Annotated in this window: 15 protein-coding genes; 14 read left to right on the forward strand and 1 reads right to left on the reverse strand. The window is 33.6% G+C overall.

Annotated elements, in window-relative coordinates:
• Positions 1–2: 2 nt before the first annotated feature.
• From AAT17_RS12585 to AAT17_RS12615, 8 genes are all read left to right on the forward strand, one after another.
• Entirely contained in the window at positions 3–3,698 is a 3,696-nt protein-coding gene (locus AAT17_RS12585) for an ATP-dependent RecD-like DNA helicase (protein ID WP_082586977.1), read from the forward strand.
• A gap of 3 nt (positions 3,699–3,701) precedes the next feature.
• Positions 3,702–6,344 (forward strand): hypothetical protein, encoded by a 2,643-nt coding sequence (locus AAT17_RS12590; protein ID WP_060524797.1) that lies wholly within the window; start codon positions 3,702–3,704, stop codon positions 6,342–6,344.
• A 4-nt stretch (positions 6,345–6,348) separates the two neighbouring features.
• Positions 6,349–8,931 (forward strand): DNA methyltransferase, encoded by a 2,583-nt coding sequence (locus AAT17_RS13415; protein ID WP_060524798.1) that lies wholly within the window; start codon positions 6,349–6,351, stop codon positions 8,929–8,931.
• 1 nt (position 8,932) lies between these two features.
• On the forward strand, positions 8,933–9,109 hold the full coding sequence (locus tag AAT17_RS13380; protein WP_157539285.1) for a hypothetical protein: 177 nt from the start codon (positions 8,933–8,935) through the stop codon (positions 9,107–9,109).
• 1 nt (position 9,110) lies between these two features.
• Positions 9,111–11,879, forward strand: a complete 2,769-nt coding sequence (locus tag AAT17_RS12600; protein ID WP_060524800.1) for a helicase-related protein — start codon at positions 9,111–9,113, stop codon at positions 11,877–11,879.
• A complete protein-coding gene (locus AAT17_RS12605; RefSeq protein WP_060524802.1) occupies positions 11,869–13,323 on the forward strand; it encodes a PglZ domain-containing protein in 1,455 nt (484 codons plus the stop codon). Before AAT17_RS12600 ends, AAT17_RS12605 begins: the two co-directional genes overlap by 11 nt.
• Positions 13,316–13,945, forward strand: a complete 630-nt coding sequence (locus AAT17_RS12610; protein ID WP_060524804.1) for a hypothetical protein — start codon at positions 13,316–13,318, stop codon at positions 13,943–13,945. The genes AAT17_RS12605 and AAT17_RS12610 overlap by 8 nt, the downstream gene beginning before the upstream one ends.
• 318 nt (positions 13,946–14,263) lie before the next feature.
• Positions 14,264–17,590 carry an AAA domain-containing protein gene (locus tag AAT17_RS12615; protein WP_082586978.1) on the forward strand — a complete coding sequence of 1,109 codons (3,327 nt, stop codon included), beginning with the start codon at positions 14,264–14,266 and terminating at the stop codon, positions 17,588–17,590.
• A 301-nt stretch (positions 17,591–17,891) separates the two neighbouring features.
• Here the strand turns inward: AAT17_RS12615 and AAT17_RS12620 are convergent, their stop codons facing one another.
• On the reverse strand, positions 17,892–18,164 hold the full coding sequence (locus tag AAT17_RS12620; RefSeq protein ID WP_060524808.1) for a helix-turn-helix domain-containing protein: 273 nt from the start codon (positions 18,162–18,164) through the stop codon (positions 17,892–17,894).
• A 188-nt stretch (positions 18,165–18,352) separates the two neighbouring features.
• On the opposite strand from AAT17_RS12620, the gene AAT17_RS12625 reads away from it, so the two are divergent.
• The 6 genes from AAT17_RS12625 (at position 18,353) to AAT17_RS12650 (ending at position 25,022) form a co-directional block, all read left to right on the forward strand.
• Entirely contained in the window at positions 18,353–19,741 is a 1,389-nt protein-coding gene (locus AAT17_RS12625) for a phospholipase D-like domain-containing protein (RefSeq protein ID WP_060524810.1), read from the forward strand.
• The gene (locus AAT17_RS12630) at positions 19,734–20,486 is read left to right on the forward strand and encodes a vWA domain-containing protein (RefSeq protein WP_060524812.1); all 753 of its coding nucleotides are present in this window, start codon (positions 19,734–19,736) and stop codon (positions 20,484–20,486) included. Before AAT17_RS12625 ends, AAT17_RS12630 begins: the two co-directional genes overlap by 8 nt.
• Before the next feature lies 1 nt (position 20,487).
• On the forward strand, positions 20,488–21,285 hold the full coding sequence (locus AAT17_RS12635) for a hypothetical protein (RefSeq protein ID WP_060524814.1): 798 nt from the start codon (positions 20,488–20,490) through the stop codon (positions 21,283–21,285).
• Positions 21,278–23,326, forward strand: a complete 2,049-nt coding sequence (locus AAT17_RS12640) for a hypothetical protein (RefSeq protein ID WP_060524816.1) — start codon at positions 21,278–21,280, stop codon at positions 23,324–23,326. The genes AAT17_RS12635 and AAT17_RS12640 overlap by 8 nt, the downstream gene beginning before the upstream one ends.
• Before the next feature lie 23 nt (positions 23,327–23,349).
• Positions 23,350–24,645, forward strand: a complete 1,296-nt coding sequence (locus tag AAT17_RS12645) for a DUF4407 domain-containing protein (protein WP_172792961.1) — start codon at positions 23,350–23,352, stop codon at positions 24,643–24,645.
• 86 nt (positions 24,646–24,731) lie between these two features.
• The gene (locus AAT17_RS12650) at positions 24,732–25,022 is read left to right on the forward strand and encodes a hypothetical protein (RefSeq protein ID WP_157539286.1); all 291 of its coding nucleotides are present in this window, start codon (positions 24,732–24,734) and stop codon (positions 25,020–25,022) included.
• Positions 25,023–25,375 lie beyond the last annotated feature (353 nt).

Below are 25,375 nucleotides of genomic sequence, written 5' to 3' on the forward strand. Positions count from 1 at the left end.
GAATGATTAAACCAAAGCATATATCGGCCAGATTAACTTGGCATTCAGATGGCTGGAATGGAAAAATCTGTGAAGACCCAGAATCAAATATCTATTGCACGGGGCAATTCTCTTATCCAGGGGAAATGTATGAGAAAAAGTATTTACAAAAGGAAGAAGCAGAAAATTTCGCTGGTTGCTCTTGTAGTAAAATAAAACAGGATTATATACCTCCTTGTTGCTTTAGTAACAATGCTTTTGGGTCAGACACAACAGTTGCTGAAGTAAATTCTCCAGCCTGGTATGAAAATCAGGAAATCAGACAATGGGAAATGCCTCCTAATACCGTAAGTCTTTGGCCTTATGAAGAAATGTACTTTGAAGATGACAAGAATGCTGATGGCACTTTTAACTACGACAATCGAATTGCGAATGTTAAAGCATTCATGAATGAAGTTCAAGAAGGCAGCTCCCTAATTTTCTACTACAGTAATTATAGTAACCCCCTTTCTAAGGAAGACGACAGAAACTATGTGATAGTAGGGTTTGGTCGCGTCAAGAAAATCCATGAATACATGGAATACCAAAAGGCAACACCAGATGAAAGGAAAAAGTATGCAGGTGCCTTTGTTTGGCAAATTCCTATTACTGCTAACTATCCAGAGGAAGGATTTAGAATACCTTACCACAAGTACAAAGATCAACCTGAGATCATGGAGAAGATTGCATTCTTCCCAGAAAACTCTAGAAATTTTAAGTATGCAATGCGTCATATTTCTGATGATGACGCACTTGAGATCGTTGAAAGAGCTTTAGAAATTATAGATGTTCTTCAAAATGAACTGAAAGACACATCAGAAGATTGGGAGGCGCGCAAAAAATGGCTTCACGGACTCGTTGCTGAGCTATGGGAGAACCGAGGAAAATATCCTGGCTTACCGCAAGTGCTGAACTATTTGGATCTTCCAGAGGTAAGTTCTTACTTCCGAGATGAAGTTTCCAAAGATAATGAGGATACAGCATTCAAGAACATAGTTGAGTTTTTGTCTAAAGGGACTCCGATAGATGGCTTAACAGTTGATCCTATCAGGTATGGTAATGTGCGGGATGAATTCGCAACAAAAGAAGATTATGAGATTAAGTTTCTGCTGGAGATTTTCCCGCGTTTTGAAATTGAAGAATCAAATCGACTTCAACAGATCTCACAGATTCTAGCAGAAAATCGACAACAGAATGGGTTGAATTGTGATCTAAAAGCACTTTGTGAAAATCCTTATTTATTATGTGAAAAGTATGTTGGTAATGGTCCTGATGATCAGATAACCTTTTCCAAGATTGATCATGGAATGTTACCATCACCTGATCTAGGACTTGCAGCTTTAACCACAAAAGGAAGTGATATTCGATTCCGTGCACTTTGCATAAACAGCTTGAAAACGATTCCTCCTCATACCTTCTCTGCTGCAGAAATCATATTGAATGGAGTAAATAAGTATATTTCCTATCTCAGTGATTGGAGAAAATTCGAATTCAAAATGAAGAATTTTGAATCGTATAAAGCCATCCTGAAGGAATCACTGGTTTTACGCAAAGATGATGAAGACAATCTCTACCTATACTTAAGGGAAGTTTTTGAAGATGAGCGTTTGATCGAAGAGAAAGTTAGAAACCTTGCAAATCGTCAGATCAGCAGTTTTAAAAGTCCTGTAACACTATCTAATTGGGAAATCTTTTTGTATGACGGTACTTCAAAGATTGCTGAGCTAAATCCACAGGAATACAAAGAAGCTGTACAAGCACAAGCCAGTGTTTGTGCCTCAATTTTTAACAAAGGACTGAGTGTTATATCAGGTGGTGCTGGTACAGGGAAAACAACTGTTGTGAAGTCTATCATCAGCGGTATTGAAAAAGCTCACGGTGCAGGAACTTCTTTCCTATTGTTGGCTCCAACCGGAAAAGCAGCAGATAGATTACGCGAAAGATCTGGTAAAGAAGCAAAAACAATTCATTCATTTTTAGCAGAGAGAAATTGGATGAACGATAATTTCACCTACAAGCGAGAAGGTGGAATACAAGAAGAAAATGTTAGAATTTTTATCATTGATGAATCCTCCATGATAGACCAGGCACTTATGGCTACTCTTTTTAGAGCCATTAACTGGAATACAGTGCAACGTATCATATTCGTTGGCGATCCAAACCAGCTGCCGCCAATCGGTTATGCTAAAGTTTTCGCGGATCTGATTACTTGGCTACCGGATGAGAACAAAGGTGAACTGAAGGAAAACCTAAGACAACGAGAAAACAAGTTAGAAGGAAGAGGTACAGGAATCCTTGATCTTGCATCTGTGTTTATTCAAACACAAGTAACGGATGAAGACCTCGCGGCAACCGGAACTAGAAAAGCAAAGCAAACGGACTTGCTCAAGCGCATTCAGGAACAAGACTTCTCAGGAGATATAAAAGACATTGAAGTTCACTTCTGGGATACTGAAAAAGAGTTGAATGATTTGATGTTTAACACTCTCGTAAAAGGTTTAGAAGAAGAACATGGTATCGAGTACAATGAAGAACGTTATTGGGAATTGCTCGGGAAGGTTTTTCAAGACGAAAATAAGCCTGAAACAAAAAGAGCAAACAAATTCCAGGTAATCTCTCCATACAGATCGGAACTGTTCGGGACAGATGCCCTAAACACATTCTTCCAAAGCAGACTCAACAGGACAAAATTTGAAATGCAGCAATTTGTTGATGGGATTTGTATTTACGACAAAGTTATTCAAGTCAGGAACAGACCTAAGTCAAATCCTATTTTCGCCTATGTTTCTAAATCTAAATCGAACGAGCGAATTAACATCTACAATGGCGAATTAGGATTTACAAGAGCTCATGGTTATGATAGTAAGGCTATCAAAGATGAAGCGAATGATAGATGGTATAATCCAAGACACACTGCACCATTTTATAGAATTCAACGTTTTGTCGTAAATCTCGAGGGAAGAAGTGCTCACATTCCTTTCGGTAAGGAAATAGGCAAGCACAAAAATAAGAAGGGGTATTGGAATGATTTGCCACAGGAAAAACCAATGGATAACCTAGAGTTAGCATACGCTATATCCGTGCACAAATCTCAGGGAAGCGAGTTTGATCATGTCTTCTTAGTACTCCCTAAGAACAAGAAATCCCTGCTTTCAAAGGAATTGATATATACTGCAATTACTAGAGCGAAAACAAAACTTACCGTTTTCGCTGAACAAGATATAAGTGCTTTTCTACAACTAACTCGACCAGAGGCGAACAAACTTGCGAAGATCAATACTTCACTGTTTGACTTCAAACCATTACCGAAAGAATTGTTGGTAATGAACGATTGGTATGAAGAAGGAAAGGTTCATGAAACACTTTCAGAGTACATGGTGCGCTCCAAATCAGAAGTGATCATAGCCAATATGCTCACCGAAAGAGAAGTTCCCTTCTGGTATGAAAAACCACTTTTCGCATCTGACGGATCATTCTATTTACCAGACTTCACAGTAATGTTGCAAGGTGAAGAATATTACTTAGAGCATGTGGGTCGATTAGATCTACCCGATTATAAAGCCCACTGGGAAAGGAAAAAAGTATGGTATGAGAAGTTCTTTCCTGGTAAACTGCTTACTACATATGAGACAAGCACACTGAGTAACGACATTGATAAAATCATTAAAGAATTAAGTTAATACATGGATACAGAAACACAGCAAATAAAAGTACTTGGAAAATCCTTTTCATCAGAAGAAGAAAGAAGGGAGTATTTTAGAGAGGAATTGCGTAAAAAGCTACCTGAACTTAAACAAATGGAAGGCTTTCCTATTGGCGAAGATGAGGACATTTTGAATTTATCCGATCCTCCATACTATACAGCTTGTCCCAATCCATGGTTAAACGATTTTATTGCCGAATGGGAAGAGGAAAAAAAGCAATTGCTAGGGGAAGGAAAGAGAGATTCTAATTTTAATGTCAAGAGTCCTTATGTTTTTGATGTAAGTGGAGGTAAAAACGACCCTTTATACAATGCACACTCATATCATACCAAAGTTCCACCAAATGCAATTCTTAAGTACTTAATGTATTATACAGAACCTGGAGATATAGTATTTGACGGGTTTGGAGGCACAGGTATGACTGCCGTTGCTTCAAGGATGTGCGGATCACCAACACCCGAACAAAAACACACTTTTGATGTAGAAAATCTATTTTCAAAATGGGGTGAAAGAAAATCTATTGTTAATGATTTATCACCCATAGCCTCAAATATTTCATACAATCTCAATAATTCTTTTTCCATTAAAGATTTTGTAACATCAGCAGAATTAATTCTAACTAAAGTTAAAAAAGATTTTGGCTGGTTATTTGAATACAAAAATGACTCCGGTGTAAAGTCTGAAATAATCTATTGCGTTTGGAGCTCAATTTATATATGTCCTAATTGTCAGGAAGAGATGATATTTTGGGACGCTTCAATGAATGAAGAGAAAACTAAACAAAGTGAAAATCTTACTTGCCCCTCTTGTTCAGTGGTTACAAGGAAAAGGAATTGTGAGCCGTCTGAAGAAACTTATTTTGATGATGTAGCGAATGAATCTAGAACTAGAATAAAAGAAGTTCCGGTATTTGTAAGTTGCATTGAAAATGGTAAAAGAGTAGAGCGAAAGGTTAACAGTAGTGACTTAGAAATAATCCAAAAGGCGAAAGCATCAAAAATATCGACCTTTTTTCCAAAAGAAAAAATTCTTGATAAGGGAGAAAGTTGGGGAGACACATATCGAGCTGGATATCATAAAGGCATAAATAGGTATTATGATCTATATTCAAAAAGAAATCTAATTTTAATATCGGCTTTTTATAATGAAATAATGAATAGCAGTTTTGATGAAAGAATAAAAAAAGCGCTATTATTTTGGTTCACATCCTCCCAAAGTAGATTAGATAAAACCAATCGATATAGTTTTAATCACAATAGGCATGTAGGACCATTGGCAAATACTCTCTATATAAGTGCTACACCTGTTGAAATTTCACCTTTTTATTTTTTCACGTCAAAACTAAATCATTTCAAAAAAATCAAACTACCAAAAGGTAATTCGCTTGTTCAGGTTGGTGACACAACAAGTCTTAAAAATATAAAGGAGGCATCTGTTGACTATATGTTTATAGATCCACCATACGGCGATAATATCCCTTATGCTGAGCTTAATTCAATACTTGAATCATGGATCAAGGTAAAAACTAAGATTAGTAGAGAAGCTATAATGAGTGCCAAGCATGATAAAGGAATTTTTGAGTATCAAAATATGCTTTCCCTTGCTTTTAGCGAGTATTATAGGATACTGAAACCGGGTAGATGGATGACAGTAATATTCAGTAATACTGAAGCATCAGTATGGAATGTAATACAATATGCGATTTCCCAAGCAGGTTTTATTGTTAGCAATGTTTCCATAATGGATACTTCTAGACCTGGACTTCACGGTATAATTGGACCAATTGCAGTAAAGCAGCCACTTGTACTTTCTTGTTACAAACCCTCCTCAGAAATAAACTCTTTACTTGAAAATACTGAAGTCAGAAACGATATTGGCATATGGACATTTGTTGAAGATTTCCTTAACCATGTCCCCATTCATATAAACAAAGGAGATGCGACTAATCCAGTAATCGAAAGAGGTCCAAAAATCTTATTCGATAGATTAATTGCCTTTTATGTACAAAAAGGCTTGCCTGTGCCAATTAATGCAGGAGCATTTCAAAAAGGATTAAGAGAGCGTTTTATTGAACGTGACGGTATGTTCTTCACCAACGAACAAGTTCAGGAATACGATAAAAAGAAAGCAGATAATCCGGAGTTTATTCAATTGTCCATATTAGTTTCATCGGAACAAGATGGTGTGCTGTGGTTAAAAAATGTATTGAGCGAAAAATCCTTAGCCTACCAAGATATTCAACCTCAATGGATGCAAGCTTTGGCGGGTGTGCGTAAAGGAGATATTATTCCTGAATTAGCTGACATACTCGAAGAAAACTTCTTAAAAGATGAGCAAGGTAAATGGTATGTGCCAGATCCTGAAAACGAAGCAGATTTAGAGAAGTTGCGCACCAAACGTTTGTTAAAGCAATTTGAGGTGTATAAAAAAGAAGCGTTAACCACCAAAAAGAAAAGCATTAAAGAGGTACGTGTAGAAGCATTACGTGCTGGTTTTAAGCAATGTTATCAGGATAAAGATTTTAAATCTATAGTTACTTTAGGTGATAAAATTCCTAACAAGCTACTCATGGAAGATGAAGTCTTATTACAGTTTTATGATATAGCAAGTTCAAGAGTGTAATTTTATGGAAATAGAAAGTAAAAAAATAACAATATTAGGCCTTACCTTCAATACAGAAGAAGAACGTAGAAATTATTTCCGTGATGAGCTTCGCAAAAAACTACCTGAACTCAAACAAATGGAAGGTTTTCCCATTGGTGAAGATGAGGATATTTTAAACCTATCCGATCCACCATACTATACAGCTTGTCCCAATCCATGGTTAAATGACTTTGTTGCTGAATGGGAAGAAGAAAAAAAACAATTGGAAAAGGAGGGAAAACGATCTGCTGATTTTGAAGTAGATGAGCCTTATGCTGCGGACGTGAGTGAAGGAAAGAATAACCCGATTTACATGGCTCACTCCTATCACACTAAGGTGCCGCACCCAGCAATAATGAGGTATATTTTAAAATACACTCAGCCAGGAGATATTGTTTTTGATGGTTTTGCAGGTACAGGAATGACCGGTGTTGCAGGAGGTATGTGTAATAATCCTAATAAGCAATTACAAATAATATTAGAACATGAAGTTGAAAATATTAAATGGGGTAAGAGAAATGTGATTTGTAGTGACTTAAGTCCTATCGCTTCATTTATAGCTTCTAATTATAATAAAAAAATAAATTTAGTCCAAGAAATAGAAAAAATTGAAAATATAATTGAATTTATAAAAAATAAATATTCTTGGTTTTATCATACACATCATGAACAAAATTCAATTGGAACTATAAATTATATAATTTATAGTGATGTTTTTCAATGTAAAAACTGTCTTTCGGATGTAGTATATTTTGAAAGAGCTGTTAATAATGAGAGAAGCAAAATTGCTAATGAATTTACTTGTGAAAAGTGTGGTTCTTCTTATAAAAAAAATGAACTAGAAAGAGTCACTGTGACCTCTATTGTTAATAATGAAATAAAGAAAGTAGCACTTACTAAACCAGTAATAATTAATTATACTTTTAAAGGTAAGAGATATGAAAAAAAACCTGATAATCAAGACCTAAGTTTGATAGATAAAATCGACTCAGATTTTGATACTTCTAATATTCTCAATGTTACATTACCTAAAGGGGCGAATACATCACAGCCTTTAACATCCCATAATTACACAAAAGCTTCTGACTTTTTTTCTAAAAGAGCGTTAATAGTTTTAAATGAATTAAGTAAATACCCTTTAGCCAAATTCCTGTTAACTGCATCAATGTGGAATGCATCTAAATTATATCGATGGAGAACAAGTGGTAAAGGAGGTATAATGAATGGTGTATTATATGTCGCTTCTTTGCACCAGGAAAATAATGTTTTTAATGTTGTCGAAAATAAACTTAGAGATGTGTTAAAGGCTTTAAATGAGCCAATTGAAAATAACGTTATCAGTACCCATTCTGCAACAGCAAACCCATTAGAATCTTGTTCAATTGATTATATCTTTACTGATCCCCCATTTGGCGGGAATATAATGTATTCAGAACTAAATTCTATATGGGAATCATGGATTAAAGTTAAAACTAATAGTATCCCAGAGGCTATTGAAAGTAAAGGACAATCAAAATCATTTATTGACTATCAGAGATTAATGTCAAAAAGTTTCAATGAGTATTTTCGAATATTAAAGCCAAATAAATGGATGACAGTTGAGTTTTCTAATACTAGTGCTGGAGTTTGGAATGGAATACAAACGGCTCTTCAAAATGCTGGATTTATTGTTGCTAATTTAGCTTCTATAGATAAAAAACAAGGTAGTTTCAAAGCTGTAACAACAGTTACAGCAGTAAAACAGGATTTAGTTATTTCTTGCTACAAGCCATCTTCAGAGTTTAATCAAAAATTTAAACAACATCAAAATACAGATGTTGCAGTATGGGATTTCGTAGAAGAACACTTAAATCACTTACCAATTCACTTGGTAAAAGATAATGCTACTACGGCTATTATTGAGAGAAGCCCAAAAATTCTATTCGATAGATTAATTGCCTTTTATGTACAAAAAGGCTTACCAGTACCTATAGATGCTGGGGCGTTTCAAAAAGGTTTGCGTGAACGGTTTATCGAGAGAGACGGTATGTTTTTTACCAACGAACAAGTACAAGAGTACGATAAAAAGAAAGCGGAGAATCCTGATTTTATTCAATTATCCATTTTAGTATCATCGGAACAAGATGGAGTACTGTGGTTAAAAAATGTATTGAGCGAAAAATCATTGGCATATCAAGACATTCAACCTTTATGGATGCAAGCCTTGGCTGGGGTTCGTAAAGGAGATATCATTCCAGAGTTAGCAACCATACTAGAAGAAAACTTCCTAAAAGATGAGCAAGGCAAGTGGTATGTTCCAGATCCTGAAAACGAAGCAGATTTAGAGAAACTACGTACCAAACGTTTGTTAAAGCAATTTGAGGTGTATAAAAAGGAAGCGTTAACCACCAAAAAGAAAAGCATTAAAGAGGTTCGTGTAGAAGCATTACGTGCTGGTTTTAAGCAATGTTATCAGGATAAAGATTTTCAATCTATAGTAACCATTGGGGATAAAATCCCTAACAAACTGCTCATGGAAGATGAAGTCTTATTACAGTTTTATGATATAGCAAGTTCGAGAGTATAAAATGGATAGATGGGAGCAAAAAAATAAAGTAATTAAAGCTTTTGACAAATTGATTCAAGAGATGGAAGACTATTTGGCAATATGGAAGAAAACAGGAGGAGGAACTACTGGTTTTTTTATAGGAAGTATGATCAATAATTTAAAATCACTTAAAAATAAGTGGAGTAGTAGAGCTTAATATGCTATACAAAGGAAAAGCCATAGAAGTCTTAGGAGAAAAAGAAGTTTTCGGAAAAACGATCGCTTGGATACGTATTTTAGAAGATGGTTCTTTCTTACAGGTCGCCAAGGAAGATTTGGAGAATGAGCATATTGAATTTAACATTCCATTGATTCGCTTCATTTCTATTGCTGCAAAAATTAAAGATGAAGTAGCGAAGAAAAATATTCTAGCACCGTACGAGAGTAGTTTAATTCCGCTACCACACCAAATATTGGTATTGGAAAAAGTAATGCAATCCACTCAAAATCGCTTTCTACTGGCAGATGAAGTTGGTATGGGAAAAACTATTGAAACCGGCTTAATTCTGAAGGAATTGAAGTTGCGTGGAGACATTAAACGTGTATTAGTTATTGTTCCAAAATCAAGTATGCTCCAATGGCAAAGTGAATTAAAAGAGCATTTTAATGAAGTTTTCCACTTGTACGATTCGGACATGATTACTTCAATGGCACGAACATTTTCAAACATTAATGCCGATGAAGAATTTAATTTTTGGACACAACACAATCAAATTATTGTATCAACGGATGCTCTTAAACCTTTGGAAAAAAGACAGGGTTGGTCTCAAGAGCGAGTAAATGAATACAATAAATACAGAATGCAAGCTGTACTGGAAGCAGATTTTGATATGGTAATCATTGATGAAGCTCATAAAATGGGTGGTGCATCATCAACCGTATCAAGGTATGTCTTAGCCCAAGAACTGTGTAACACTGTATCGAATGTATTGCTTTTATCTGCTACACCTCACCGTGGTAAATCAGATCATTTTAGAAGGATATTACAACTATTGGACCCTGATGCCTTTGCAGGAGAAGGATTGCCTGATATTGAAGAATTAGAGCCTTATGTAATCCGAACAGAGAAACGATTAGCCGTGAATTACGATGGCAAGAAATTATTTAATGAAAGAGAAACCCACCGTTTTGATGTACTGCTCGATTTGAACAAGCATCAAAAACAAATTGAGTTATATGGAGCGGTTACTGATTATGTGAGAAAAGGGTTTAATACCGCCAAGAGATCTAAAAACAGTGCAACTGGGTTGATTATGATTCTCTTTCAGCGATTAGTCAGTAGTTCTACCGCAGCGATACTCTCAGCCATGAAAGGAAGGTTGGAACGACTGAGGTATGGAGATGATAATGACGTTGAAAACTATTCTGATGATATAGATCAATTTGGAGACGAGTTTTACGAGGATATTGATTTTGAAGGGTTTTACCAAAGCAACAATAAAGGATTGGTGGATGAAGAAAGTCTATTGTGCGATTTAATCGAAAAGGCACAAGACTGTTTGAATACAGAAGCCGATGCAAAAGCCGATGCTTTACTGGATAAATTCAAAAATCTACAACAAGAAAAAAACGATAGCTCTTTGAAAATTTTGGTATTCACTGAGTTTAGAACTACTCAAAAAATGCTACATGACTTCTTTACCAATAAAGGTTATTCATGTGCAAGCATAAACGGAAGTCAAGATTTAGATGAGCGTAAAAGAGCGTTGTCAAACTTTAAAAACGATGCACAAATACTAATTGCCACCGATGCTGCCGGAGAATCCCTAAACATGCAGTTCTGCCATGTCATTATAAATTACGACTTGCCATGGAACCCAATGATGATTGAACAAAGGATTGGTCGTGTGGATAGGATTGGTCAAAAGCATATTGTCCAGGCATTTAATATGCTTACAAATAACAGCGTTGATCTAAGAGTGTATGAAGTTATTGAAGAGAAGCTCAATAATATCATAGACCAATTAGGGATTGATAAGACGGCAGATGTTTTGGATTCTGCAATTGATATGAAAAAGGTAAACAAACTTTACTTACAAAGTTTGTTAGATCCCGAACGGTTTGAATTTGCAGGAGAAAAATGGCTTAGTGAAATAAAAAGTAAACTGCGAGATTTTCAAAGTACGGAAGGTGTATTACCTCAAGTAGATGAAGATGAAATTGAGTCTAAAAAGGCTTCTGAGATAAAATACAGTCCTCTCCCTCAATGGTTGGAATCTTTAGTATTTGAATACACTAAACTACATGGAGGCTCTGCTTCGAAAAGCTTACTTGGTTTTCATAACATAACTATTGGTGAAGAAAAAAAGAAAATCACTTTTGATTCAGAGGTTTCAATGAATAATCCAGATGTTGAACATATCACCTTGCAACATAACTGGATTAAGAAAATTCTGAGCGATATAGGTGAATTCAATGCCGAATCAAAAATACCTGTTATAAAGTTTAGGTCTGAAAATGAAACAGCTGGTTATTGGTCATTATGGCAAATTTCAGCCCAAAACAAGTTTGAGACAAAGATTCATTATCAGCCCTTTTTTATATCTGATAAAGGAAAATTGTTTTATGCTTATGCCAACGATATATGGAATAGACTTAATTCTGAAGACAATTCTGATCAAATCGAATTTAAAGGAGTAACCGAATCAAAGGATTTTTCAAACATTATAAATGATGCTCTTTATATGGCTTTTCAAAACATGGAAGCCGATCTAATGGAATCTTTGAAAGTTAAGAAGGATAACAAACTGAATTCATACGAATTTCAAAAGTCAAGAATCAATAAAATAGGTATTGAGAATATTCGCAGATCGAAGTTAAAACGACTTGAAAGTGAGCATAAAAAATGGTTATCTGACTTTGAGGAGAATCAAAGGCTTATTCCAGGGACTAAACAACTTTTAACATTTAGATTGGATGGAGAATAGCCTGATAAAACATATAATCAAAGTACTTTCCAGTTATGATGCTCCTGTCCTCATAATCGAGAACAATGATGGGTTTTTATTTCGTTTGGATGTGATAGAAGCGTTTGAGCGAGATAACATCCATGTTTCTTTCGGAAACAATCTCTCCCAAAGGGTAGCGTTTGAACTTAGAGATAATTCTAAAACCTTGTTCCTTATTAATAAGGATAACCGACAATACTTGGAAGATATTGAAAGCATTGCTATTCATTCTGAGTTCTTTTTAAGTCAATATCTTTCTGAATATCATATCCCATCAGTTAAGGATTTACCATTATCCATATTGGATAAATTATTCATTAAGAAACAGTTGTTTTCTCTGTCAAAAAGTGAAACAATCAAAGAAATTGAAAAGGTGTCTGCTGTTTCAAAATCAAAGAATCCAAAATTTGATATTGATGAATTTACAAAAAGAATAAATGAAAGCTTAGCAACTTCAACTATCAACTGGCATGAAATAACCACTCTTTTTGGAGATGCAATTTCGCAATCCATAGGTTCTAAGGAGTTTACCTTAGTTCAAGAAATGATCAAAGAGATAAATGAAAGATTTCAAAAGCATATTCAATCTAAATATCCTCAAATAAAAAATTCAAATCCGATTAAGAGACCACAGATTGTATCTAAGATTTTGGATTATATAGACTTCAATTACAAACAGAATGCAATTGCACTTATTGTAATTGATGGTTTAAGTTTTTGGCAGTATGCTTTAATTAAAAATCGGTTATCAGGAAACAAAAAAGAAGAGATCACTTTCTCCTGGATACCTTCAATTACACAACTCTCACGACAGGCAATTTTTAGAGGTTCTAGTCCACTAGAATCTTACAAGCAAAATCCAAATAATGAATCAAAGCTTTGGAAGAATTACTGGAAAGCTAAAAACCTCAATGATTTTGAAATACAGTATCAGCATGATACAATTAGCCTCTCCAATATTGATGGAGTCAAAAGGTTAGGTATTGTTTACAAAGATTTGGATGACTATATGCACAGTTCCAAGGATTATAATGATCTCTTTAAACTGACTGAGAATTGGTTTATACGAAGCAAAATACAAGAGACTATTCAGGAATTGCTGTCAAAAGATTTTAAAATAATCATCACAAGCGATCATGGTAATATCCAAGCAAAAGGATGGCGTGGCTTGAATGGAAAAGAAAAATTAGGAACCAACAAATCAGGAAGCAGAAGTGAACGGCATCTTGAATACTCTGAAAAAAGATTGAAAGATGAGTTTCTGGACAACAATCCGGAGCTACTTGATTCAATTGTACAGGAAGGACAAGCTCTTTATTTCAAAAATGAATTGAGTTTTTCAAGAAGAGATGAATTGGTAACACATGGCGGAGCCCATTTCCTTGAAGTGGTAATTCCATTTATAGAAATTACAAATGAATAATAAGTCAATAGATATAAATCAGAGAATCCCTTTGGAAACTTTATATACTGCATTGGAAGCATATTTAAATGATAACTATTCCAATGAATATATCATGGAACAATTAAGGCTTGAGTATAGCGGTGAGAATAGATTAAAGAAAGCTTTAAGGATAGTTAATCGAATCATTCCCAAAAATCCATTAATGCCTTTAATCAATGTCAATAAAGCTGCAATAAAATTGGTAATCAAAAAGAAACAAGATAGAGATATAATATTGATAGCTCTATTGAATTCAGCGTTTCCATTTTCTTATGATGTTTTAAAGATATTCGGAAAGTATTTTGCGGTTCAAGAAATTATCAACGCAAATACCGTCAAGAAATCAATCTCAAACATTTATGGTGGTAATCGTGCAACTGAAAATGGGATTTACAGTGTAGTTCCGATGTTTTTGGAAGCAGGATTTTTTAATCGTCCTAAGCAAGGAATTTATCAATGGGATAAAAAGCTTATTGCCAGCTCTAACATAACGGAGAAAATTTATTTAGAATCATTCAAATTGAACAATAGCATAAATGAAATTCAAGAATACCAATTGATGGACCCATATTTTCAATTTATTAGAACAATTCAAAAATAGGATTGCAAACCAGCTCAAATTAAAAACAAAGCTATTAAGGAAACAGTGTTATTAATCAAATCCACCAACCGTTATTACATTTTTTTCAATCCGGTGCAGCTACTACTAATTTTAAAAAAGAAGAAAGTGATATTTACCATGAATATTTAGCTTATAGAAAATTAAATAAAAGGAAAGTTAAAGCTTTAGATATTCTCAATAAATAATACCTTTAAGACCTCTACAATTTATTTGGTTAAAAAGAGTAAAAATTCAATATAAGGAAGTTAACGCCAGTAAATAAATTAAGCAAAAATCTCAAGAAATTAACTGATCATCATGCCAATCAAATTTTACCGTGTTAGAAAAGAAATGACTCATGAAAATGAGTATTTTAGAAGTTTAGCCAGTCAGCTTCAAGCTTATCACAATGATAAGGAAACACAGAGTTTACACATCTTAATTGCCAATTTGAGTGTTAACGGTCATCAAATAGATGCCGTATACATAGCCCATGGAAAGATAACAGTTATTGACTTTAAAGATTATAGCGGGACTCTAAAGTTAAGCGAAAATGGCCAGTGGAGCATTGATACAGCAGACTCTAAAACGGTATTTGTAAGTGGTGGGGCAAGAATGCGCAATCCATTTCAACAAGTTCGTGCATATAAATATTCTCTATTAGAGTTTCTTAATGAACGTAAAGAAAATTTTCTTGACACTAATCATGATATAGACCTAGGCCATATCAGCACATTTGTGAATTTTCAACGACCAGTAGAGTTTAACAAGGAAGAAATTCCTCGGCAGGCAGAGCGTTGGTTTAGAGTGACAGATGTTAATTCAATAATTAAGGCACTGGAAGACAGGAACAGCAGTAAGTTAAATTTCACAGATCATGAGATAGAAAAGCTCGTAGAATGTTTTGGTATAGACGAGACGATGAGCTTTGATCCTGAGGAAAATTTTGATCAACCAACGCAAAGAAGAATAGATCCAACCAGGCTAAGTGTCATATTACGGCATATGGTAGATACTTCGGGTTGGGAACCAGATAAAAGGCTTCTACAATATTACCTTTCTTTAGTCAGGTCAGAGCGATACAAAGCCAGCGAGCTGAAAAATAACATCATAGCGCAAAATATTGATTATAGTTCTCCTGACTTCACAGTAAAACTTGATAATTATCCAGATTTTTTTTCTGCCTACATTGAAGATGGTGCATCACGATGGCCTAAGGATGTATTTGTAGGTCTTAATGTAGTGATAGGAACGCGTTTAGTGCCATTGTTTTATAAAGTAATTCCCAGAAGTACCATATCAAATACATATTTAATTGATATTAACACAGAAAGTACTGAGTTGTATGTGCCTAGTCTTGAAAAAATGCAGCTAGCAGATGATATTCTCGAGACAATACAGTCTAAGCTAACAACACTCAATTCTCTAAGTGATAAGATAGATGCAATTAGAGAAGAATTGGACACAGTTATTGAACTTTCACAGAGTGTGACATTAGCGCTCCATCAGGAAGGTTTGTATAGCGCTCAGCTAATGAGTGAATTACGCAAGCTAGGGAGTAGTAATTTATCAAAAGACAGCTTGTTCTATAAAATTCTTTTAAACAAACCTATTGGCACTAACCAAGTGGAAGGTTTACCCAAACCAGTACTGAAGGTAAGTCAATTAAATGCGTCTCAAAAGAGAGCTGTCTCATTAGCTTTTTCTCAACCTATTACAGTTATTACCGGTCCTCCAGGAACAGGGAAATCCCAAGTAGTACTCAACATAATGGCTAATGCTCTTTATAATGATGTCAAATGTCTTTTTGTAAGTCGCAATCATAAAGCAGTTGATACTGTGAACGATCGCTTCAGCCAATTAATCGATAGCCCATATTTAATAAAGTTTGCTGGTAGTGGCAATATCGAAGAAGAGGTGAAGCCAGCTATCACAGCACTTACCAATAGAAGGCAAACTTTGGATGAGAACATCAACTCAGAATTTGATAAACAAGATAAACTTTTGAAAGATTTCTTATCCAGTTATATCCAGTTCAAAAATATACCTAACAAGATAGCAGAAATAGAGAATAACATTGTCAAAGCAAAAAATAGAATTGTTTTAGCAAAAGAGAAATTAGATAATCTCGGCAATGATAACGAGAATTGGGATGTTCTTATTGATAAAGAAAATAAACTTACCTATAGAGACTCTGAGCTAAAAAGCCTTCAAAATCATGTTAGAAAATATCCCTCTGGAATTATTGGAAATCTATTTCAAAAAAGTAAGAAGCGTGAAATACAAAGTAAATTACTACGCTTTCGCGAAAGCTTACCTCATTCCATAGATGAGATTGTAGATAAAACTGCACCATTACTGTTAGATGATCAAGGCATTAAATCATCTGCTAAAGAATTCTTAAACGAAATTAATTGGCTCAAAACACAGCAGAAAGATTTTGAATTAAAGATATCAAACGCACAAAATGAACTGGATCAGGTTAAAACAAATTACAATCAACTGACTAGTGAGTTAGCCGATTTAAAGAACAAACTAGAGCAACAAAGCATTGAATTTAAAACCTTTGAGAATAAACATTTAGATCAATCTAAGAAGGTGTTAGATGCCTTAATAGATAAAAGAATTTTATCCGCAGATGGTGATGCATTGATTAGTTATAGAAACTTTTTACCAGCGAAAAATGCATGGCAGCAAAATCAAATTGATGAGCTTGAGAAGGCCCAATTTGGAATGATAGAATCACTTAAACTTTTCTCAGCCGTAAGCTTATCTGTAAGAAATGCATTTACCTTAAGTCCAGCAATTTTTGATCTTGTAATAGTAGATGAAGCATCGCAATGCGATCTAGCTTCTCTTTTGCCAGTAATATATCGAGCAAAACGATTAGTTATCCTAGGAGATCCTAATCAATTACCGCACATTACTAATATTACTAAGCCTGAAGCTGACTATGTTGCTAGCAAGTATGACGTAGGATCTTTCCAGGTAGATTTTACTAGTAAGTCGTTATTTGATTATATCGATGACCTCTCTAAAAAATCAAATTTTAGATCTGTAATGCTTAATGAGCATTATCGTTGCCATCCAGAAATCATACAATGGTCTAATGACAATATCTATAAGTTAACTTTAGGACAGGTAATGTCAGTAAGAACCTCTCCAGAGCAATACGATACAAAGGAAAAAGGTTTTCATTGGGTCAATGTTCTTGGTGACATGGATAATGAAAGCAACACAAATCAAAAACAAGTTGAATCAACTGTTAATTTATATAATAGATTAAGAAAGGAGAACCCTACATGCTCGATTGGTATTATCACTCCATTCACCGGTCAGAAAAAACTCTTGCAAGAAACATTTGGGGAATCAGATAATATGTTAAAAATTGATAGTGTACATAAATTTCAAGGTGACGAAAAGGATATCATTATATTCAACATGGTTATAAGTACTAACGCTGCAAAATCGAAGCTAGATTTCGTCAATAAAAACAGTTACATTTTAAATGTAGCAATTACACGAGCTCGTGCAGCCTTGTATGTAGTTGGTGATTTTAACGCTTTATCTTCATCTGGAGTAGCTAAAACTCCTATAGAAAAATTAGCGAACTATGCTAATGAAATTTCTAAAGTGATTAAATAAACTACATACTATTAACTAATCCCCACCTACGGCACTTGCCACTTCATCACTCACTACCTTATTTCGCGAAGCTACATTCGTCCCTTCACTCTTCAGCAACAAGAGCCTACGGTTCCGCGCAACAACAGTTATGTCCGTTACGCACCTGCCTATCGGATAGACGCTCCATTACCATAACCAGTATTTTTTGCCAACGCTCAAATTGCAAATTCAAAAAAAATTAGAACACATAGTATTAATACTCAGACACCCAGTAATTAGCTACATACAATTTTTAAATAAAAAATGAATTGTATTTTGATCACACATTTTTAAAGGCTAGTTCCAAAGCTTCCTTGCAATATCTTTCACCTCCTACTGTCTTTAAAACCTTATCAGCCAACCAGAGTATATACAATTCTTTTTTTGGTTGTTTAAAGATTTTTGCAAGTGCATCAATATCTTCTTTTCTAAAAGAGCGCTCACCTCGTTCCATCTTACTTAATAATGCTTGATCCATATCCAGCTTAGCTGCAAGCTGTCTAAGTAGGATGTCATTAGCTTCTCTCAGCGTTCGTATGCGTTCACTTATCAACTTAGTAAAGTTTTCATTAAGAGACTTGACAAATATTGGACAATTTAGGTATTATGTAAGAGAATATTTTTATTTTGTGATCTTAAAGGTTTCAATGTCAACAGACAAAAACTAATTACGGTTTTACTCATTGATCCTATAAATAAATGTATCATTTTTGAAATAGATTCTATGCTAACCAACCCAATATGCAGATAGATAGTTATTTTACACAACAAACAGATGTAAAAAGCATCATTTTAGAACATCTTGACAATGCCGAAACTACCGTCTTTGTAGCTGTTGCTTGGTTTACAGATACAACGTTATTCAAAAAACTACTAGAATTACAGGACAAGGGAATACGTGTTGAGGTTATTATAACAAACCACGAGTTTAATCATAATTCTTATAATGATTACGGTAAAATAGATGAAAACGGAGGCTATTTCTCTATGATAGGAAACGATATTAAATTAATGCATATGAAATTTTGCATTATTGACTTTAATACAGTTATAAGTGGTAGTGCAAATTGGTCAAAAAAAGCTTTTTCTACTAATAATGAAGAGGTTACTATTGTAATAGATAACCTGCAAAGAGCTAATGAGTTTGTAACTGAATTTAAACGGCTAAAAGAAATTTCTAGCAAGATAGACGATGCTAAAGAGCCGCTTACTTTACAAGAAATATACAAGCATTTTAAACTTATAAAAGCATTTTTAGATATAGGCGAAGCTAATAAAATGCAACCTTATATTTATAAACTCGAAGACCATCCTGATATAGCTTCAATCGTAGAGCTTTTAAAAACTGCTGATTATGATAAGGCTGTAGATGAAATGAATGCTTTTGAAAAGGAACGAACCATCCTAGTAGATATAACAGCAATTGAGAAGCAACAATTACTTAATCAAATCAACTTAATTTCTTTTCAGTTAGAATCATTAGAGATAAAAAAAGCTGATGTAGAGCGTATATTAGAGCAATTCAATCATAGATATATTTTAGAACTCAATCCTTTGATATCTAAAATTTTACAATTGAAACGTAAGATTTATAAAAAGCTTGAGCGTTTTGGCTTTATTGATGAAAATTTTAAAAATGTAGACGAGGCGTTTCATCAAACCAATGAAGACTATGCACGAGAAAAGGAGATTAATATACCGGATCTAAATGAAACTGACACACGCAGTATTAAGGAACTATATAGAGAGGCTTCAAAATATTGTCATCCAGATTCTTTAAAATGTGTTATTGAAGATAAAGATGAAGCGTCTGTGGCGTTTACAGCTTTAACAGAAGCTTATAAGAGTAATGATATAGAATTAGTACGTAGCATACACGATGACCTCACCTCCAAAAATCCTAGTTCTAATATCTCTTCTGAAAATGAATTAGAAAAGTTAAGCCTGCGTTTTGAATCCCTAAAAGAAAAATATAAACGTCTTAAAAATGAGTTGGAAATAATTTTATGCTCTGATGAATATATTTCGATTATCGCAATAAATGATTGGGACCTTTATTTTAAAGATCAAAAAGAAAAATTATTAGAAGAATATTTATCACTGGAAAAAGAATATACAAAAGATGAGTAACAAACTACAGACTACCAGAAATACATCGCTTAAAAGCACATCTAAAATAGATCTATCAAAAATCAACACAAGTGCGCTTACGGCTGGCCTCTCAAAACTTACAATTCCGAGATTATTCTATCAATTAGTAGTGTTCGTAATGGATGGTTCAGGATCTATGACTTATCCAGGTAAAACAGGAAGAAGCAAAGGTGAAGAATTAAGCGATTCCATAAAAGAATCATTAAAACGATTACAAACTAGCAAAAATAAAAACTGCTTTGATGTCTCATTATATGCTTATGCTAATGAAAGTGTAAATATTTTAAAGCAAATTCCTGTAAAAGATTTTAATTTAGATAAAAACTATAATCCTTGTGAATTTATTACAGCTTACAATTCTACTATGCTAGCAGAGACGATGGAAGCCGTAAAAGCCGAATGTACCGATTATCTAAAAGCTAATGCTGAAAAAAACGCCCAAGCTCTTATAATTGTACTTAGCGATGGTGTTGTGTTTGATTACGAATTGTCCCTTAAAAAATGTAATGAACTAAAGCTTCATAATAAAGTAACGATTTCATCAATATTTTTTGAAAGTACAAGTTGGCAAGAAGACTTTGATATAGATGATTTAGATGACTATAAAGAAAGTATGAAAAAGCTTGCTTCTGATGAATCCTTGTTTACCTCTACACTTAATCCAGACGAAATAAGAAATCATATGATAAAAAGTATTTCAACAGTTTCTAAAATAAATCATTAATATGTTTTTAAGCGCCGCACATATTGATGTTAAACTTCATCAAGATTATGCAGATTTTTTTATTGATGAAGATAATAATCTAAAAGGATTAATAATTTGTGATGGTATTGGTGAATTCAAGGATTCTGGTATCGTAGCTAGGTCAGTTGCAGAACTATTTATCGATAAACGAATGCTTAAAACTGAAAACATTATCCTTAGTAAAGAACTTAATGTACTTCAAAAGAAAGGGATAACGGGAGGTACTACATTTATAAGTTTAGTAACTGACTTAAAAAACAATAAAACTAATATTCAATATCTCGGTAATGGCGGGATTATTCAATGTAGAGGAGACTTTGCTGTAAATGCAAACTCAGGTATTTCTTATCGTTATTCAGATATTATGATTCCTCATATTTCTCCTGAAGGAGCACTAACCAAGCATATTTCAAATCATAGTGGTAAACAAGAGTTAAAAGCTTCTGAAATTGAATTAAAATTAATATCAGAAGTCGGTGATATTTTGCTATTGTTTTCAGACGGTATTGGTTCCTTAGAAAATAATTTCATTTTAAAGGATGATGAAGAACGATATTGGAGATATGAGAATACAGTAATTCAGATTATTTTGAAAGGTCTTGATTCACTTTTAAATAAAAATCAAGATCCTGAATCTTTTGAAGAGGAACTGATTATGTTCAATCAAGATATTTTAAAACAACTAAAATCTGAAAGTAGATTAGAAGATGATGCAGCTTTAGGTATTTTAATATCTCCAGAAGTTTTGCACTATTATAAATCTAAAATTAATGGTTAGAACAATTACTAAAATTAAAGATTTATCCATATTAGATCAAGATAATAGTAACAATATCGCATCTATAAATTCTGTTGATTTTGAAGAAACAGAAATTGGTTCAGGTGGTTTTGCTAAGATACATTCAGTTAAAAGCATTAATGGAATACAAAGTGATCAATATGTAATCAAAATTTTTTCTGATAAAGAAAACGAATCTCACGGATACGATACAATTGAGAAACTTCATATCAAACTGAAAAAAAATCAACTTAAAAGTGGTATTCCTTCATATATAGAACGACCAGAATTAATGGGTTTGCCATTTGCCGCTTTTAAAGGTTATGATGAGATTGAAGAAATTGAGGTTGTTGCTTTTATTATGTATAACCTTAACACGCTTGGATTTATAGATTATGGTGCAGAAAATACTGACAACTCAAAATATCGACAATTAGAAATTCCTGATAAAATCTTTATCAGTCACCAATTAGCACATACGGTTGATTTCTTTCATTCTTTAAAATTTATACATTCCGACCTAAAGGAAGCAGCTCTTTGGTATCATCCACAAAAAAAACAGCTTGCTATTATTGATTATGACAGTGGATATCATTTTGACACACAAGAAAAACCTTCTACATTAGGAACTATAGGTCATTTTATATCTGGTACTTTAAGAAATCTTATCAATTCAAATCAGGATAATAAACAACGTTCAGTAAAAGAGCAATTAAGAGAAGAGTATTGGATTTTAGCAAATTTTATTTTTCAATTGGTATTTGACGTAATGCCTTATTTTTTTCTTAAGGATTCAGATGATGCTACTAAAAAGAAATACCTCAAAAAGAATGAATGGCCAGCAATAGATTATAAATCAGAAGAGTTTTTAGCTGAAAACAAAACGGTTCATAACAATCTTCTGGCGGTTATGTCAAGCCTAAGTGATGCTGGTTTAAAGGAGCTTATAAACAATTTTTCTAAAGTATTTAACGATGGTTATTCCAATAGTTCTGCTAGAATGTCCGCAGCCGAATGGGCTTCACATCTAATGGAGCTTACATACTCTTTAAGTATATTACCTCAGATCGAGAATATTGAAACTGATAAAAAAACTATATCTGAGAAAGATGAAGTTGTAACTATCACTTTTCAAACTCAGTATTCTAGATATGTTGAAATTGATCAACAATACTACAGCCCAATACTACATAATTCTTCAAAGGTTAAGTGCAAAGCAAAAGAAAATTATTTTGATATAATTGCCTATAATCTCATAGGTAATCAAAAAGAAAGTATCAGCATAAATGCTTTGCTAAGAGAACCTCTTATAAAAAGTTTTAATGTCAATAAAAATTTAAGAGACTCACTAGAACCATTAGTACTTTCTTGGGAAACAGAGAATATTAAGAAAGTGGTTATATCTAACGTAGAAGGTGAGTTTTCTGGTAATACTGAAATTAAAATACAACCTGAAAAAGAACTAGTATATAAGTTATCTGCTTATGGTTATTTTGATGAGCTACTAGAACAAGAATTGACTGTAGATGTAGTAAAACCAAAAATTAAAAGATTCGATTGGGAAATCAATTTAAATGAAGGAATTGATAATATCGATTTAATATGGGAAACAGAAAACACAAAAGAGGTTCAAATTAAACCAAAAGTGGGAGTTCAAAATCCTAATGGTTTTATGCACGTCCGCATAAGAGAAGAAACCAAATTTACAATCGCTGCAGTGGGATTATTTTCTAATGTAACTGAAGAGATAAAGGCACATCCATTTCCAGCGCCAGTAGTTAAACAACTATTTGTGGAAACACCTAAAATGAACTTAAACACAAAAATAGAATCGGTAGACTTAAAGAGTTTTAAGTCGCTTGAGATTCCATTTGAAAAATTGAATGCAGGTATTTCTTCATTACAAAACCTAGAACTACCAAAGTTTGAAACTAAAAATAGTTTGATTGATAATTTTGATGAGATACCAAAACCTTCAAAAGATTTCACTATTAACACAATTTTTAAAAAAATTAAAAACATAATCCACCAATCACAATGAGTATTATTCAAAAAATAAAAAGAGTGCTAAATAAACCTTTCAAAAGTGTTTACAAGCTTTTTCTTTGGGCTTCAGGAGCAGATCTAGATATTTTGAAACAAGCACCAACTGATAATAATAAATATTTTGGTATAGGTGGTACAATTTTGTTTACTGCGTTAATGGCTTCTTTTGCTGGTGGCTATGCGTTTTTTACAGCATTTAAAGATCCATACTTAGCAATTGTTTTTGGGTTATTTTGGGGTGCATTGATATTTAATCTTGATAGGTATATAGTCTCTACTTTTGGAGTTGGAGATGGTAAAAGAACCATATCAAGGCAGGAGCTTATTGAAGCTGCACCAAGATTATTAATGGCAATGATATTAGGATTTGTAATCTCTACACCTCTAGAGCTTAAATTATTTGAAAGTGAAATTAATTCTGAAATAGCACGTCAAAATTTGGTCACAATACAGCAGCAAAAAACAGATGCATTAGAGGTTGCAGAACAGCTAAATCAAAGCGATAGAAATGAAATAATTACTCTTAGAGAAATTACTAAACAACACGAAGAAGAAATAGCTGGGTTAAAAATTAAAAGAGATGAGGCATATGATAAATATATGTGTGAACTCAATGGAACTTGTGGTACAGGAAAACCAGGTGAAGGTCCTGTTTTTAGAGAAGCCAAAAATGCCTATCTACTTCTTAATAAAGAGTTCACAGAATTAAATCAGGAATATTCTAAAAAAAGAGAAGCAGATTACAATAGAATAGGAAATTTAAATGAACTAATTCAAAAAAGGACAACAGAAGCTGAAGAACAAGTAGCAAAAATTGAAACAGAAATTTCAAGTAGAAATGGTCTTTTAGCTCGACTGTCAGCTTTGAGCAATCTATGTTATAATAAAAAGGCTGTAATGAAAGTAAACGATGACGGTACTGAAGTTTTAAGTCATTACGAAACTGAACGTACAACGGTCTGGTATGCAAAATGGCTAATTACTATTCTTTTTATATTTATTGAAATTGCTCCTATTCTTTTTAAAATGATGACAGAACGTGGCATCTACGATGATATTTTAGATCGTATAAAACACGAGGCTAAAGTGAAACAACTATTGCTTCAATCTAATATAAATCAAGAAGTTAACACATCTGTTAAAGTTCATACTGCTATGAATGAACTTAAAATTGAAGAAGAACTCAAAGCCAATGATGATTTGATTAAAAACATAGCAAAAGCGCAAGCCGATATTGCAGCTGTTGCTATTGAGCAATGGAAACAAGAACAAATAGAATTGGTTAATGATAAAAAGAAAAATATTATTAATTAAAAGTGATAAATAATAAACAAAAAGCATACCTAGCTAACGCGATAAAACACATCTCAAAGCTTTCCAATAATAGGAAAGAAAAACTGATGACGATTCTAAGGAAAGTAAATGAAGTTCAGTCCTCAAATCTTACGACTAAGCAAAAAGCTAAAGAAATCAAACGAATTATGTGGAGTGATCAATCAACTAATAGCAAGCTATTTATTGGCGCTTTCCTAGGTGCTGTCACTGGCTTATTCATTTTTGGAACTGGAGGCATAGGAATTGCTGCTCTGGGAACTGGTGTGGGTATTTGGGGCTGGCTAGCTACAGCAGCTGGTGGTGCTTTCATTTCTTCATTAATACAGAATTACGAGAAGAAAGAGAATGAAGATTAACTCTTTTAAAGAAATAACACAAGCCTTAAAATCTTTGACAATACTGTTCCTTAAAAGTTTAATATACCATCTATAATCCCAATTATAATAAATCCACCTTCCAATTAATCCTCAGTAAAGATTTCAAAATTTGGGAAGGCAGGTAATAAGGTGTTCGTCAGTCGCTCCATTTAGTTCCATAGTACATAATCACAATAACTCCTATCGTCGTCTTTGTGCTTACCATAAATACTACTACTGCGGCGAAATGTCCTCGGTCGCACTATTTACTTGTACTATTGCACACATTACGCTATTCCTCACCCATAGCTACTCTTGTGCCTTAAAATCCAAACCTGTGTGTGCTATGCACA

The organism is Nonlabens sp. MIC269 (genome assembly GCF_001430865.1).
GTDB classification, from domain to species: domain Bacteria; phylum Bacteroidota; class Bacteroidia; order Flavobacteriales; family Flavobacteriaceae; genus Nonlabens; species Nonlabens tegetincola.

Excerpts from the sequence above, each read along its gene's own strand:
- AAT17_RS12630 (WP_060524812.1), top strand. The coding sequence starts at position 19,734 with ATGAGTAACAAACTACAGACTACCAGAAATACATCGCTTAAAAGCACA.
- AAT17_RS12610 (WP_060524804.1), top strand. The coding sequence starts at position 13,316 with ATGAATAATAAGTCAATAGATATAAATCAGAGAATCCCTTTGGAAACT.
- AAT17_RS12615 (WP_082586978.1), top strand. The coding sequence starts at position 14,264 with ATGCCAATCAAATTTTACCGTGTTAGAAAAGAAATGACTCATGAAAAT.
- AAT17_RS12625 (WP_060524810.1), top strand. The coding sequence starts at position 18,353 with ATGCAGATAGATAGTTATTTTACACAACAAACAGATGTAAAAAGCATC.
- AAT17_RS12585 (WP_082586977.1), top strand. The coding sequence starts at position 3 with ATGATTAAACCAAAGCATATATCGGCCAGATTAACTTGGCATTCAGAT.
- AAT17_RS13415 (WP_060524798.1), top strand. The coding sequence starts at position 6,349 with ATGGAAATAGAAAGTAAAAAAATAACAATATTAGGCCTTACCTTCAAT.
- AAT17_RS12590 (WP_060524797.1), top strand. The coding sequence starts at position 3,702 with ATGGATACAGAAACACAGCAAATAAAAGTACTTGGAAAATCCTTTTCA.
- AAT17_RS12640 (WP_060524816.1), top strand. The coding sequence starts at position 21,278 with ATGGTTAGAACAATTACTAAAATTAAAGATTTATCCATATTAGATCAA.
- AAT17_RS12635 (WP_060524814.1), top strand. The coding sequence starts at position 20,488 with ATGTTTTTAAGCGCCGCACATATTGATGTTAAACTTCATCAAGATTAT.
- AAT17_RS12605 (WP_060524802.1), top strand. The coding sequence starts at position 11,869 with ATGGAGAATAGCCTGATAAAACATATAATCAAAGTACTTTCCAGTTAT.
- AAT17_RS13380 (WP_157539285.1), top strand. The coding sequence starts at position 8,933 with ATGGATAGATGGGAGCAAAAAAATAAAGTAATTAAAGCTTTTGACAAA.
- AAT17_RS12600 (WP_060524800.1), top strand. The coding sequence starts at position 9,111 with ATGCTATACAAAGGAAAAGCCATAGAAGTCTTAGGAGAAAAAGAAGTT.
- AAT17_RS12650 (WP_157539286.1), top strand. The coding sequence starts at position 24,732 with ATGACGATTCTAAGGAAAGTAAATGAAGTTCAGTCCTCAAATCTTACG.